10 protein-coding genes and 3 rRNA genes are annotated in these 14,176 nt (G+C 64.3%); 12 read left to right on the forward strand and 1 reads right to left on the reverse strand.

The window, feature by feature from the left end; genetic code table 11:
- The first annotated feature begins 70 nt into the window (after positions 1–70).
- On the forward strand, positions 71–880 hold the full coding sequence (gene proC, locus OG257_RS21660) for a pyrroline-5-carboxylate reductase (RefSeq protein ID WP_329209844.1): 810 nt from the start codon (positions 71–73) through the stop codon (positions 878–880).
- 35 nt (positions 881–915) lie between these two features.
- Here proC and OG257_RS21665 read toward each other — a convergent pair whose 3' ends face one another.
- Positions 916–1,500 carry a cysteine hydrolase family protein gene (locus OG257_RS21665; protein ID WP_329209846.1) on the reverse strand — a complete coding sequence of 195 codons (585 nt, stop codon included), beginning with the start codon at positions 1,498–1,500 and terminating at the stop codon, positions 916–918.
- Between the two features lie 73 nt (positions 1,501–1,573).
- Here OG257_RS21665 and OG257_RS21670 point away from each other — a divergent pair, with 73 nt between their 5' ends.
- From OG257_RS21670 to OG257_RS21720, 11 genes are all read left to right on the forward strand, one after another.
- On the forward strand, positions 1,574–2,587 hold the full coding sequence (locus tag OG257_RS21670; protein WP_329209848.1) for a GlxA family transcriptional regulator: 1,014 nt from the start codon (positions 1,574–1,576) through the stop codon (positions 2,585–2,587).
- A gap of 626 nt (positions 2,588–3,213) precedes the next feature.
- A 16S ribosomal RNA gene (locus OG257_RS21675) occupies positions 3,214–4,739 on the forward strand.
- Between the two features lie 303 nt (positions 4,740–5,042).
- Positions 5,043–8,167 (forward strand): 23S ribosomal RNA (locus tag OG257_RS21680).
- A 79-nt stretch (positions 8,168–8,246) separates the two neighbouring features.
- Positions 8,247–8,363 (forward strand): 5S ribosomal RNA (rrf, locus tag OG257_RS21685).
- Together the 16S, 23S and 5S rRNA genes form the textbook arrangement of a ribosomal RNA operon.
- Positions 8,364–8,435: 72 nt before the next feature.
- Complete coding sequence (locus tag OG257_RS21690; RefSeq protein ID WP_329209850.1) at positions 8,436–9,083, forward strand: HAD family hydrolase; 648 nt, start codon at positions 8,436–8,438, stop codon at positions 9,081–9,083.
- Between the two features lie 43 nt (positions 9,084–9,126).
- Complete coding sequence (locus tag OG257_RS21695) at positions 9,127–10,326, forward strand: MFS transporter (RefSeq protein WP_329209851.1); 1,200 nt, start codon at positions 9,127–9,129, stop codon at positions 10,324–10,326.
- A complete protein-coding gene (locus tag OG257_RS21700) occupies positions 10,295–11,467 on the forward strand; it encodes an acetoin utilization protein AcuC (protein WP_329209853.1) in 1,173 nt (390 codons plus the stop codon). Before OG257_RS21695 ends, OG257_RS21700 begins: the two co-directional genes overlap by 32 nt.
- A gap of 76 nt (positions 11,468–11,543) precedes the next feature.
- Positions 11,544–12,359: a phosphatase gene (locus OG257_RS21705; RefSeq protein WP_329209855.1), complete on the forward strand. Its 816-nt coding sequence runs from the start codon at positions 11,544–11,546 to the stop codon at positions 12,357–12,359.
- Between the two features lie 128 nt (positions 12,360–12,487).
- The gene (locus tag OG257_RS21710) at positions 12,488–12,700 is read left to right on the forward strand and encodes a helix-turn-helix domain-containing protein (RefSeq protein WP_014046653.1); all 213 of its coding nucleotides are present in this window, start codon (positions 12,488–12,490) and stop codon (positions 12,698–12,700) included.
- Positions 12,701–12,810: 110 nt separating this feature from the next.
- Positions 12,811–12,909, forward strand: coding sequence for a 30S ribosomal protein bS22 (locus tag OG257_RS21715; RefSeq protein ID WP_003948845.1), 99 nt, complete (start codon positions 12,811–12,813; stop codon positions 12,907–12,909).
- Positions 12,910–13,088: 179 nt separating this feature from the next.
- Positions 13,089–14,171: an NAD-dependent epimerase/dehydratase family protein gene (locus OG257_RS21720; protein ID WP_329209857.1), complete on the forward strand. Its 1,083-nt coding sequence runs from the start codon at positions 13,089–13,091 to the stop codon at positions 14,169–14,171.
- Positions 14,172–14,176 lie beyond the last annotated feature (5 nt).

The raw sequence follows: 14,176 nt of genomic DNA on the forward strand, positions 1-14,176 counted from the left end.
GAGAGGCCCTGAGCGCCCGGTGCGAGGATGGCGGCAACGACGAGAACCGCCACCCGGAGGGTGAAACCGCATGACCCAGACAGTCGCAGTCCTCGGTACAGGAAAGATCGGCGAGGCTCTGCTCAGCGGCATGATCCGGGCGGGCTGGCGCGCCGCCGATCTCCTGGTGACCACGCGGCGCTCCGAGCGCGCCGAAGAGCTCCGCACCCGCTACGGCGTCGAGTCCGTCACCAACGCCGAAGCCGCCAAGAGCGCGGACATCCTCATCCTCGCGGTCAAGCCGCAGGACATGGGCAAGCTCCTCGACGAACTCGCCCCGCACGTCACCGCCGACCGTCTCGTCATCACCGCCGCCGCCGGCATCCCGACCGCGTTCATCGAGGAGCGCCTCGCCGAGGGCACCCCGGTCGTACGGGTCATGCCGAACACCCCCGTCGTCGTGGACGAGGGCATGTCCGTGATCTCGGCGGGCAGCCACGCCACCCCCGGACACCTCGCCCACGCAGAGGCGATCTTCGGCGGCGTCGGCAAGACCCTCCGCGTCCCGGAGTCCCAGCAGGACGCGGCCACCGCGCTCTCCGGCTCCGGACCCGCGTACTTCTACTTCCTCGTCGAGGCCATGACCGACGCGGGCATCCTGCTCGGCCTGCCCCGCGCCCAGGCCCACGACCTCATCGTCCAGGCCGCCATCGGCGCCGCGATCATGCTCCGGGACAGCGGTGAACACCCGGTCAAGCTGCGCGAGGCCGTCACCAGCCCGGCCGGCACCACCATCAGCGCCATCAGGGAACTGGAGAACCACGGCGTGCGAGCCGCCCTCATCGCCGCACTCGAAGCAGCCCGCGACCGCAGCCGCGAGCTCGCCTCCGGCAACGGCTGAGACCGCCGCGCCCCTGCCCCACCCACGTCACTCGTCTACTTCACCGCGGCAACCAGCTCCGCACTGCGCACCACGCTCGCGAACCCACCGCCGTGCAACGTCACGGCGGTGGCCCGCGCCAGCTCGTCCGCACCCAGGGCCCATCCCCACGGCCCCACCGCGTCGAAGGTGTACGTCGCGTCGAGAGCGAAGAACACCTCGTACCCGAGATTGCCGCCCATGCGCGCTGTCGTCTCCGCGCACATATTGGTCTGAATCCCGGCCACCACGATCTGCCGCACCCCGGCCTCCCGCAGCCAGGCATCCAGATCGGGCGTCCCGTAGAAGGCGGAGTTCACCGACTTCGTCAGGAACAACTCCGCCCCGCTCCCCTTTCCGCGACGCTCCTCCACGTACTCCTTGAACTCATTGCCCGAATAGCCCAACCGCAAGGGCGAGTCAGGCTTGGTCGAGTCATGCCGTACGAACACGACGGGCCGGCCACTCGCCTGCCAGGCATCGATCAGCCCCGCGATGTTCCTGTCGGCATCCGGATTGTTCCTCGGTCCCCAGTACGCCTCCTCCTCGAAGCCCTGCTGCACATCCACCACGACCAGCGCTGCGTTCCCTGCGATCTCCATGCCTTCACTCTCCGCCCCTGGGCGACTGTCTCCCAGAGCCGGGAAAGTCATCGATCGATGCTTTACTGCCAAGGTGACCGCGTCGCCGAACCGCCCCGCCCGCATCGCTCTGGTCTCGTTCCCGGGAGTCCGGGCGTTCGACGTCTCCGTCATCACCGAGGTCTGGGGCGTGGACCGTACCGACCGGGGTGTCCCCGCCTTCGACCTGCGCCGCGCCGCCGCCGACCCGGCATCCATTCCGCTCCGCGGCGGCCTGTCCCTCAGCCCGGACCGGACGCTGACCTGGCTGTCGCGCTGCGACCTGATCGTGGTGCCCGGCCTCGACGACCACCTCACCCCGGCCCCGCCCGCGGTGCTCGAGGCCCTGCGCGGTGCCCATGGGCGGGGCACGCCCATCGCCGCGCTCTGCGGCGGCGCCTTCACGCTTGCGCAGGCGGGTCTGCTCGACGGCCGCCAGGCCGTCACGCACTGGAACCTCACCGACCTCCTTCACGCCCACCACCCCCAGGTCACCGTGGTGCCGGACGCCCTCTTCCTCCGCGACGGGAACATCTGGACCTCGGCGGGCACGGCGGCCGGCATCGACCTCTGCCTCCATCTGGTCCGCATCACCCATGGCGCCGAAGTGGCGGCCACGATCGCCCGTTCGATGGTCACGGCCCCGTTCCGGACCGGAACCCAGGCGCAGTTCATCGAGCACCCCACTCCGGAGTCCGACCGGGACGCCGACACTCTCGCCTCGGTCAGGGCCCATGCGCTGGCCCACCTGGCGGAACCGCACACCGTGGCCACCCTCGCGGCCCGGGCCGGCATGTCCGCACGCACTTTCGCCCGTCACTTCCAGGCCACCACCGGGACCACCCCACTGCGCTGGCTGATCACGCAACGCATCGCCGCAGCCCAGAAGCTCCTCGAACGCACGGACCTGCCCCTCCCGGAGGTGGCCCGCCGCACGGGGTTCGGCAGCGAGATCACCATGCGTCAGCACTTCGCGGCACACCTCTCCACCAGCCCGCGCGACTACCGGACAGCCTTCCGTGACGCGGGGCCCAGGCCGGAGGTTGACACCACCCGTACGGATCCGTAGTGTGCTCCGAGTTGTCCGACGTGAGCGCCGACCCCGGTCGGTCCCCGGACAGCGATTCCGTAGTGACCACAAGAAACCGGCGACCTGTGTCGCACGTTTTCTGTGTGCACGTTCGGAATGAGGAATCCACGTTCGAAGGAACGATGACCCGATTAGCGTCGGGGCCCCGGATTCCGCTAAAGTCTCACTCGTCGGAACGGCCCAACAGCCGGGATGACAAGCCCCACTGACTGGGAATCAGGCCCGAAAGGATCTGATAGAGTCGGACTCGCCGGAAAGGGAAACGCGAAAGCGAAGAACTGGAAAGCGAAACCCGCTTCGACCGGGAATCGGACACGAAAGAGTCTGATAGAGTCGGAAACGCAAGAACGAAGGGAAGCGCCCGGAGGGCCCCGGTGAAACGGGACCGAAGGAAGCGTCCGTTCCTTGAGAACTCAACAGCGTGCCAAAAGTCAACGCCAAATTTGTTGATACCCCGGCCCACTTCGGTGGGTTGGTGGTTCCTTTGAAGTCCTACTGGCCCATGTGGCGGGTAGGCAACATCAGCGAGGACGCTGTGGATGACCAGCCCTATTCCGGTTGGTTGTCCCGCTCTTTTATGGTGCTCTCCCGATTACGGGAAAACATTCATGGAGAGTTTGATCCTGGCTCAGGACGAACGCTGGCGGCGTGCTTAACACATGCAAGTCGAACGATGAAGCCCTTCGGGGTGGATTAGTGGCGAACGGGTGAGTAACACGTGGGCAATCTGCCCTTCACTCTGGGACAAGCCCTGGAAACGGGGTCTAATACCGGATAACACTCTGTCCTGCATGGGACGGGGTTAAAAGCTCCGGCGGTGAAGGATGAGCCCGCGGCCTATCAGCTTGTTGGTGGGGTAATGGCCTACCAAGGCGACGACGGGTAGCCGGCCTGAGAGGGCGACCGGCCACACTGGGACTGAGACACGGCCCAGACTCCTACGGGAGGCAGCAGTGGGGAATATTGCACAATGGGCGAAAGCCTGATGCAGCGACGCCGCGTGAGGGATGACGGCCTTCGGGTTGTAAACCTCTTTCAGCAGGGAAGAAGCGCAAGTGACGGTACCTGCAGAAGAAGCACCGGCTAACTACGTGCCAGCAGCCGCGGTAATACGTAGGGTGCGAGCGTTGTCCGGAATTATTGGGCGTAAAGAGCTCGTAGGCGGCTTGTCACGTCGGATGTGAAAGCTCGGGGCTTAACCCCGAGTCTGCATTCGATACGGGCTAGCTAGAGTGTGGTAGGGGAGATCGGAATTCCTGGTGTAGCGGTGAAATGCGCAGATATCAGGAGGAACACCGGTGGCGAAGGCGGATCTCTGGGCCATTACTGACGCTGAGGAGCGAAAGCGTGGGGAGCGAACAGGATTAGATACCCTGGTAGTCCACGCCGTAAACGTTGGGAACTAGGTGTTGGCGACATTCCACGTCGTCGGTGCCGCAGCTAACGCATTAAGTTCCCCGCCTGGGGAGTACGGCCGCAAGGCTAAAACTCAAAGGAATTGACGGGGGCCCGCACAAGCAGCGGAGCATGTGGCTTAATTCGACGCAACGCGAAGAACCTTACCAAGGCTTGACATATACCGGAAAGCATCAGAGATGGTGCCCCCCTTGTGGTCGGTATACAGGTGGTGCATGGCTGTCGTCAGCTCGTGTCGTGAGATGTTGGGTTAAGTCCCGCAACGAGCGCAACCCTTGTTCTGTGTTGCCAGCATGCCCTTCGGGGTGATGGGGACTCACAGGAGACTGCCGGGGTCAACTCGGAGGAAGGTGGGGACGACGTCAAGTCATCATGCCCCTTATGTCTTGGGCTGCACACGTGCTACAATGGCCGGTACAATGAGCTGCGATGCCGCGAGGCGGAGCGAATCTCAAAAAGCCGGTCTCAGTTCGGATTGGGGTCTGCAACTCGACCCCATGAAGTCGGAGTTGCTAGTAATCGCAGATCAGCATTGCTGCGGTGAATACGTTCCCGGGCCTTGTACACACCGCCCGTCACGTCACGAAAGTCGGTAACACCCGAAGCCGGTGGCCCAACCCCTTGTGGGAGGGAGCTGTCGAAGGTGGGACTGGCGATTGGGACGAAGTCGTAACAAGGTAGCCGTACCGGAAGGTGCGGCTGGATCACCTCCTTTCTAAGGAGCATCTAGATTCTCTTCGGGGAATCCAGAGACCATTTCGTCGGCAAATGTTCGACGGTGGTTGCTCATGGGTGGAACGTTGACTATTCGGCACGGTTGGCTGGTTTTCGTAAGTACTGCTTCGGCGTGGAAAATGGGAACTAGTTGATCGGGTCGGGCACGCTGTTGGGTATCTGAAGGTACGGGCTCGTTGAGTCTGGATCTTCGGTTGCCGGCCCCAGTGAACTCGCCTGTTAGGGCGGGGTGATGGGTGGCTGGTCGTTGTTTGAGAACTGCACAGTGGACGCGAGCATCTGTGGCCAAGTTTTTAAGGGCGCACGGTGGATGCCTTGGCACCAGGAACCGATGAAGGACGTGGGAGGCCACGATAGTCCCCGGGGAGCTGTCAACCAAGCTTTGATCCGGGGGTTTCCGAATGGGGAAACCCGGCAGTCGTCATGGGCTGTCACCCACTGCTGAACACATAGGCAGTGTGGAGGGAACGCGGGGAAGTGAAACATCTCAGTACCCGCAGGAAGAGAAAACAACCGTGATTCCGGGAGTAGTGGCGAGCGAAACTGGATGAGGCCAAACCGTATGCGTGTGATACCCGGCAGGGGTTGCGCATACGGGGTTGTGGGATCTCTTTTTCATAGTCTGCCGACTGTGAGACGAGTCAGAAACCGTTGATGTAGGCGAAGGACATGCGAAAGGTCCGGCGTAGAGGGTAAGACCCCCGTAGCTGAAACATCAACGGCTCGTTTAAGAGACACCCAAGTAGCACGGGGCCCGAGAAATCCCGTGTGAATCTGGCGGGACCACCCGCTAAGCCTAAATATTCCCTGGTGACCGATAGCGGATAGTACCGTGAGGGAATGGTGAAAAGTACCGCGGGAGCGGAGTGAAATAGTACCTGAAACCGTGTGCCTACAAGCCGTGGGAGCGTCGCTGTATGTGCTTGCACATGCAGTCGTGACTGCGTGCCTTTTGAAGAATGAGCCTGCGAGTTTGCGGTGTGTTGCGAGGTTAACCCGTGTGGGGAAGCCGTAGCGAAAGCGAGTCCGAATAGGGCGATTTAGTAGCGCGCTCAAGACCCGAAGCGGAGTGATCTAGCCATGGGCAGGTTGAAGCGGAGGTAAGACTTCGTGGAGGACCGAACCCACCAGGGTTGAAAACCTGGGGGATGACCTGTGGTTAGGGGTGAAAGGCCAATCAAACTCCGTGATAGCTGGTTCTCCCCGAAATGCATTTAGGTGCAGCGTCGTGTGTTTCTTGCCGGAGGTAGAGCACTGGATAGGCGATGGGCCCTACCGGGTTACTGACCTTAGCCAAACTCCGAATGCCGGTAAGTGAGAGCACGGCAGTGAGACTGTGGGGGATAAGCTCCATGGTCGAGAGGGAAACAGCCCAGAGCATCGACTAAGGCCCCTAAGCGTACGCTAAGTGGGAAAGGATGTGGAGTCGCAGAGACAACCAGGAGGTTGGCTTAGAAGCAGCCACCCTTGAAAGAGTGCGTAATAGCTCACTGGTCAAGTGATTCCGCGCCGACAATGTAGCGGGGCTCAAGCGTACCGCCGAAGTCGTGTCATTCATACACATATCCCCAACGGGAGTATGGATGGGTAGGGGAGCGTCGTGTGCCGGGTGAAGCAGCCGCGGAAGCGAGTTGTGGACGGTTCACGAGTGAGAATGCAGGCATGAGTAGCGATACACACGTGAGAAACGTGTGCGCCGATTGACTAAGGGTTCCTGGGTCAAGCTGATCTGCCCAGGGTAAGTCGGGACCTAAGGCGAGGCCGACAGGCGTAGTCGATGGACAACCGGTTGATATTCCGGTACCCGCTTTGAAACGCCCAATACTGAATCAGGCGATGCTAAGTCCGTGAAGCCGGCCCGATCTCTTCGGAGTTGAGGGTAGTGGTGGAGCCGATGAACCAGACTTGTACTAGGTAAGCGATGGGGTGACGCAGGAAGGTAGTCCAGCCCGGGCGGTGGTAGTCCCGGGGTAAGGGTGTAGGCCGTGTGGTAGGTAAATCCGTCACACATTAAGGCTGAGACCTGATGCCGAGCCGATTGTGGTGAAGTGGATGATCCTATGCTGTCGAGAAAAGCCTCTAGCGAGTTTCATGGCGGCCCGTACCCTAAACCGACTCAGGTAGTCAGGTAGAGAATACCGAGGCGTTCGGGTGAACTATGGTTAAGGAACTCGGCAAAATGCCCCCGTAACTTCGGGAGAAGGGGGGCCATCACTGGTGAGGGAACTTGCTTCCTGAGCTGGGGGTGGCCGCAGAGACCAGCGAGAAGCGACTGTTTACTAAAAACACAGGTCCGTGCGAAGCCGTAAGGCGATGTATACGGACTGACGCCTGCCCGGTGCTGGAACGTTAAGGGGACCGGTTAGTGCACTTTCGGGTGTGCGAAGCTGAGAACTTAAGCGCCAGTAAACGGCGGTGGTAACTATAACCATCCTAAGGTAGCGAAATTCCTTGTCGGGTAAGTTCCGACCTGCACGAATGGCGTAACGACTTCTCGACTGTCTCAACCATAGGCCCGGTGAAATTGCACTACGAGTAAAGATGCTCGTTTCGCGCAGCAGGACGGAAAGACCCCGGGACCTTTACTATAGTTTGATATTGGTGTTCGGTTCGGCTTGTGTAGGATAGGTGGGAGACTTTGAAGCAGCCACGCCAGTGGTTGTGGAGTCGTCGTTGAAATACCACTCTGGTCGTGCTGGATGTCTAACCTGGGTCCGTGATCCGGATCAGGGACAGTGTCTGATGGGTAGTTTAACTGGGGCGGTTGCCTCCTAAAGAGTAACGGAGGCGCCCAAAGGTTCCCTCAGCCTGGTTGGCAATCAGGTGTTGAGTGTAAGTGCACAAGGGAGCTTGACTGTGAGACCGACGGGTCGAGCAGGGACGAAAGTCGGGACTAGTGATCCGGCAGTGGCTTGTGGAAGCGCTGTCGCTCAACGGATAAAAGGTACCCCGGGGATAACAGGCTGATCTTCCCCAAGAGTCCATATCGACGGGATGGTTTGGCACCTCGATGTCGGCTCGTCGCATCCTGGGGCTGGAGTCGGTCCCAAGGGTTGGGCTGTTCGCCCATTAAAGCGGTACGCGAGCTGGGTTTAGAACGTCGTGAGACAGTTCGGTCCCTATCCGCTGTGCGCGTAGGAATATTGAGAAGGGCTGTCCCTAGTACGAGAGGACCGGGACGGACGAACCTCTGGTGTGCCAGTTGTCCTGCCAAGGGCATGGCTGGTTGGCTACGTTCGGAAAGGATAACCGCTGAAAGCATCTAAGCGGGAAGCCTGCTTCGAGATGAGTATTCCCACCACCTTGAGTGGTTAAGGCTCCCAGTAGACGACTGGGTTGATAGGCCAGATGTGGAAGCCCGGTAACGGGTGGAGCTGACTGGTACTAATAGGCCGAGGGCTTGTCCTCAGTTGCTCGCGTCCACTGTGTTAGTTCTGAAATAACGAACGGCCGTGTTTTCATCCGGTGTTGGTTAATTTCATAGTGTTTCGGTGGTCATTGCGTTAGGGAAACGCCCGGTTACATTCCGAACCCGGAAGCTAAGCCTTTCAGCGCCGATGGTACTGCAGGGGGGACCCTGTGGGAGAGTAGGACGCCGCCGAACAATTATTCCGGGAAAGCCCCGTGCCCTTGTGGCACGGGGCTTTTCTGCGTTCTGAGCGTCTAGGGTCGGACCATGCGCTACGAACTGGTCATCTTCGACAACGATGGTGTGCTCGTCGACAGTGAGCCGATCTCCAACACCGTCCTAGCCGGCTACCTCACCGAGCTCGGTCACCCCACCTCGTACGAGGAGTCTGTCCGCGACTACATGGGGGCCGCAGTCCACCGGGTGCACGATCTGGTGGAGGAGCGGACAGGTCAGAAACTGCCCGCGGACTTCGACGAGGAGCTGCACCGCCGGACGCTCGCCGCGTTCCAGGAGGCGCAGATCGCCGCGGTGGACGGGGTCGAGGAGCTCCTGGGCGAGCTCGTCGCCGACGGGGTCGCGTACTGCGTCGCCTCGTCCGGAAGCCACCAGAAGATCGCGGCCGGGCACCGGAAGCCGGGGCTCGACCAGTGGTTCGAGGAGGAGTGGATCTTCAGCTCCGAGGACGTCGGGAAGGGCAAGCCGGCCCCGGACCTGTTCCTCCACGCCGCCGAACGGATGGGCGTGGCCCCCGAGCGGTGTGTCGTGATCGAGGACAGTCCGCTCGGCGTCGAGGCAGCCCGTGCCGCCGGCATGGACGTGTACGGATTCACCTCGATGATGCCGGCGGACCGGCTCGTCGGGGTCACCGGGCACTTCTCCGACATGTCGCAGCTGCCAAAACTGCTCGCCTGATCGATCTACCCAGGGGTAGATCGATGGCTCTACGCTCGCGGCCATGACGGATGCGCGGTTGCGGCACGGCAGGGCTTCTCTGGCATTGAGCTTCCTGGTGCAAGGGGTGACCTTTGCTCTGCTCGTGACGCGTATCCCCGCGATCCAGGACCGGTACGGGATATCCGACGGGCTGCTGCCCGCCTTCCTTGCCGCTGTGCCGATCCTCGCGGGGATCGCCAGCGTGGCCACCGAGAAGGTGGTCGCGCGGGTGCGGCCGGGGATCGTGCTCAGGTGGGCGCAGCCCGTCGTGCTGCTGGCGCTGCTGGGTGTGGGTGCGGGCACCGAGTTGTGGCAGGTGGCCCTCGCGCTCGGTGCGTTCGGGCTCGCGGTCGGTGCGCTGGACGCGTCCATGAACATGATGGGCGTCAGCCTCCAGCGGGCGTACGGGCGCAGCATCATGCTCGGGTTCCATGCCGCCTACAGCCTGGGCGGCATCGCCGGGGCGTCGATGGCCTGGGCGGGAGCGCACTGGGATCTGTCGTTGCTCGTGTCCTACCTGCCGGCCGTGGTCGTCCTGCTGCCCGCGGCGCTGCTGGGGAGCCGGTGGTACGCGGAGGGCAGGACGGCGGAGGATGCGGCGGCGGAGCCGGTGAAGGGCGGTTCCGTCCCGTTCAAGCTGCTGATGCCGCTCTGTCTGGTGATGGCCTTCGCGTACATCGGGGACTCGACGGTCTCCAACTGGAGCGCCAAGTACCTGCAGGACGTGCTGGGCAGTTCGGAGCAGATGGCGACCCTTCCGTACAACGTCTACATGGTGACCACGCTGCTGGGGCGGGCCGTGGGGGACCTCGGGGTGCGGCGGTTCGGGGCGGTGGCCGTCGTGCGCTTCGGGAGTGTGCTGGCGGCGGGGGGCTTCGGGGTGGTGGCCGTGGCGCCCGGGGCGTGGTGGGGGATGCTCGGGTTCACCATGCTGGGGCTGGGGCTCTGTGTGATCGTGCCGCAGACCTTCGCCGCCGCGGGGCGGATGTTCCCGGGGGCGAGCGATGTGGCTGTCGCCCGGCTGAACGTCTTCAACTACGTGGGGTTCCTGGTCGGCTCGCCGTTGGTGGGGGCCCTCGGTGACGCGTGGAGCTATCGGGGCGCGATGCTCGTGCCGATGGTGCTGGTTCTTGCGACGCTCGTGTATGCCCGGTCGTTCGGCGCCGAGCCCGCCCGATACGGTGGCGGGCATGAGCGGGCGCGCGCGGCTGATGTGGGATGACGCAGTTTCGGGATACGACTTCGGTGACAGTCATCCCATGGATCCGGTCAGGCTTGACCTGACGATGGGGCTGGTGCGGGCGTTCGGGCTCGACTCCGCGGTGGATGTGAGATCGGCCAAGGCCGCCGGTGCGTCCACCCTGCGGTTGGTGCACCGCGAGGACTACGTGGCGGCGGTACGGGCCGCGTCCGTGGATCCTGCGGCGGCTGACCAGTCGTACGGGCTGGGGACCGTGGACGATCCCGCTTTCGCGGGGATGCACGAGGCGTCCGCGCTCATCGCCGGGCTTTCGGTGGGGGCCGCGGAGGCGGTGTGGCGCGGGGAGAGTGCGCACGCCGTGAACTTCACCGGTGGGCTGCACCATGCGATGCCGGGAGGTGCCGCGGGCTTCTGCATCTACAACGATCCGGCGCTGGCCATTGCCCGGCTGCTGGAGCTGGGGGCCGAACGGGTCGCGTACGTCGATGTGGACGTCCACCACGGGGACGGGGTGCAGGCCGCGTTCTGGGAGGACCCGAGGGTGCTGACCGTGTCGCTGCACGAGCATCCGCGCACGCTGTTCCCGCAGACCGGGTGGCCGGAGGAGACCGGCGGCGGGGCGGGTGAGGGCGGTGCGGTGAACGTGGCGCTGCCCGCCGGTACGGGGGACGCGGGGTGGCTGCGGGCGTTCCATTCGGTGGTGCCGGAGCTGCTGGCGGACTTCCGGCCCCAGGTGCTGGTGACCCAGCACGGGGCCGATACGCACTTCGAGGATCCGCTGGCCCATCTGGCGGTGTCGCTGGATGCGCAGCGGGCCGTGATGGCGTCGTGCCACGAGCTCGCCCACGAGTACGCGGAGGGCGGGCGCTGGGTGGCGCTCGGCGGCGGCGGGTACGCGGTGGTCGATGTGGTGCCGCGGTCCTGGACGCATCTCGTGGGGATCGCCGCTCATGCGCCGGTGGACCCGGAGTCGGTGATTCCGTCGTCGTGGCGGGACGAGGTCTACGCCCGGACGCGTCAGTTGGGGCCGGCCCGGATGACGGACGGCCGTACTCCGTCGTGGCAGCCGTGGGAGGCCGGGTACGACCCGGCGGACCGGCTGGACCAAGCGGTGCTGGCGACGAGGCGGGCGGTGTTTCCGCTGCGGGGGCTGCTGGCCTGAGTAGGGGTTACGCCAACGGTGGGGCGCAATCGGGGTTTTGGTCCTGCGGTGTTCCCGGTGCGGGAGCATCGGGAGGGTGTTGAGCACCGGGGCGCTGCGCGCCCATCTGCTGGCGGCCAGGCTGGCCGGGCCTGTGGCCACTTCGCGGCAGAACAGTCTGCAGAGCTACCGGCTCTTCGCGGCGAGGGATCCGCGCGTGATGCTGGGCCTCGATCCGGACCGGGTCTGGGGCGAGCGTGACCTGCTGAGGCTGATGGCGGAGAAGTGCGGTGTGTCGGACGATCCTGATCATGTCTCGGGTCTTGATGTGATCGACCCGGAGCGGACCCTGGCAGGTTTGGACGCGTTCGCCGAGAGGCTCGGGGCGGCTGCGGCAAGGCGGGCTCCGGTGCTGTTCGGGACCGGTCATCCTCACCGGCTGCTCGGGTTCTACGCCGGACTGGCAGACGCCTTGTCGGCGGCAGGGTGCGCGGTGCTCACCCCCGCGCAGGGCCGATGTGTCGACATAACGACCCGGTTCGGCGTACGCACGTACAACCTCGACTACGTACGGGGAGTCGCGCTGGTGCGCGAACCGGGCGTGCGGACCCCCGGTGGTGCGACCGGCGCGCACACCCATTCGCCGCTGCCGGTTCGGGCCGTGCTGGAGGTGATCGCGGAGAACTGCGGGGCGCTGCCCGAGCTGGTGGTCGGAGACCATGGATGGGTCTGCGGGGCAGGTCAGCTGGGCATCGAGGCCATCGGTCTGGCCGATACGGACGATCCCGCGCTGTTCGTGGGCGAGGCCGAGGGGCGGGTGTCCGTCGCTGTTCCGCTTGATGACGGCGTGCGGTCGGACTACTACCGCCCGCTTACTCGCTATGTACTCAATCGGGCGTGTCTGTCACAGTAGGCGGCCTGTCGTCTCACCTCTTCCCCACTCGCATCACCCGCCCCTAATCTGGGGAGTGAGCGCACAACGACGAAGAGTCACCGGAGGGGAAGCCGGTGCGCGTCTCGTGCGGAAGGTACAGGTGGGTCATGGCTGCTGGCAGCGAGAGGCCTCTCAACGAGGTCAAGTTTCTGACCGTGGCGGAAGTCGCCTCGGTCATGCGAGTGTCGAAGATGACCGTGTACCGCTTGGTGCACAGCGGTCATCTGCCGGCGATCCGGGTGGGCAGGTCCTTCCGGGTCCCGGAGCAAGCGGTTCACGAGTATCTCCGCGAGTCCTTTGTGGGGGTGGAATCGGCCTGACGTTGCCCTCGGATTACGCCCCTCACCCAGTGGCGGGTAGGCTAGGCCGACGTAGGTCGTGTGGGCCCAGACGCCCCGCACCAGTGAAGAAGAAGTGAGCGAGGGTAGTCGTGGGCTCTGTTATCAAGAAGCGGCGTAAGCGGATGGCCAAGAAGAAGCACCGCAAGCTGCTCAAGCGCACGCGCGTTCAGCGTCGCAACAAGAAGTAAGCGAACGCAGTTCGTGAATCCGAAGCCCCTCCGCCGTTCCGGTGGAGGGGCTTCGGTGTTTTTCCGGCCATGACTTCGGCAAAGGCCGCCATGGGGTCATCACAGGGCAACATCCACCGGCTACGGTGACGGCCAGGGGAAGACCCCGCTCGACGAACGAACGACGGAAGGCGCTGATCTTGGGGAAGATCGTGCTCGTCACAGGAGTGGCCCGGCAGCTGGGGGGCCGCTTCGTACGGCGTATCCAGCGCGACCCCGGTGTGGACCGGGTGATCGCCGTCGACGCGGTCGCGCCCGGGCACCAATTGGGTGATGCCGAATTCGTCACGGCGGACATCAGGCAGCCCGCGATCGCCAGGGTCCTCGCCGAGCACTCGGTCGACACGGTCGTTCATCTGGATGTCTCGGGGAAGGCGCTCGGCGCCGGCGGCCGGACGACGGTCAAGGAGACCAACGTCATCGGCACCATGCAACTGCTGGGCGCCTGCCAGAAGTCACCGACCGTCCAGCGGCTCGTGATCAAGTCCAGTACGAGCGTGTACGGCTCCGCGCCCCGCGACCCCGCGGTCTTCACCGAGACGACCCCGCCCAAGTCGCTGCCCAGCGGAGGCTTCGCCAAGGACGCGGTGGAGGTCGAGGGGTACGTACGCGGGTTCGCGCGCCGCCGGCCGGACGTTGCCGTCTGCGTGCTGCGGTTCGCCAACATCCTGGGCCCGGAGCCGGACTCGCCGCTTGCCGACTACCTGGCGCTGCCCGTCCTGCCGACCGTCTTCGGATACGACCCGCGGCTGCAGTTCGTCCATGAGGACGACGTCATGGCGGTCCTGGAGATCGCGGCGCGCGAACCGCGGCGCGGAACCCTGAACAGCGGCACCTTCAACATCGCCGGCGACGGCGTGCTGCTGCTCTCGCAGTGCTCGCGGCGGCTGGGCCGGCCGACCGTGCCGGTGCTGCTGCCCGCCGTCACCTGGGTCGGCTCGGCGCTCCGCACGATCGGCATGACCGACTTCTCGCCGGAGCAGATCCGGCTGCTCACCCACGGCAGGGTGGTCTCCACCGTGCAGATGCGCGAGACCCTGGGTTTCCGCCCCAGGTTCACCACGGCGGAGACCTTCGCCGAGTTCGCGCGCAGCCGGGGACCGGGGCTGCTGCCGCCCGAGGTGATGAGCAGGGCTGTCGGGCGGCTGGCGGACCTGCCTTTCGTCGGCGGGCCGGCCGGGGGCGGGACCGATGCGACACATTCGACTCACGGCGCCAGGTAGAGGAG

The sequence above is a fragment of the Streptomyces sp. NBC_00683 genome (genome assembly GCF_036226745.1).
Taxonomy (GTDB): domain Bacteria; phylum Actinomycetota; class Actinomycetes; order Streptomycetales; family Streptomycetaceae; genus Streptomyces.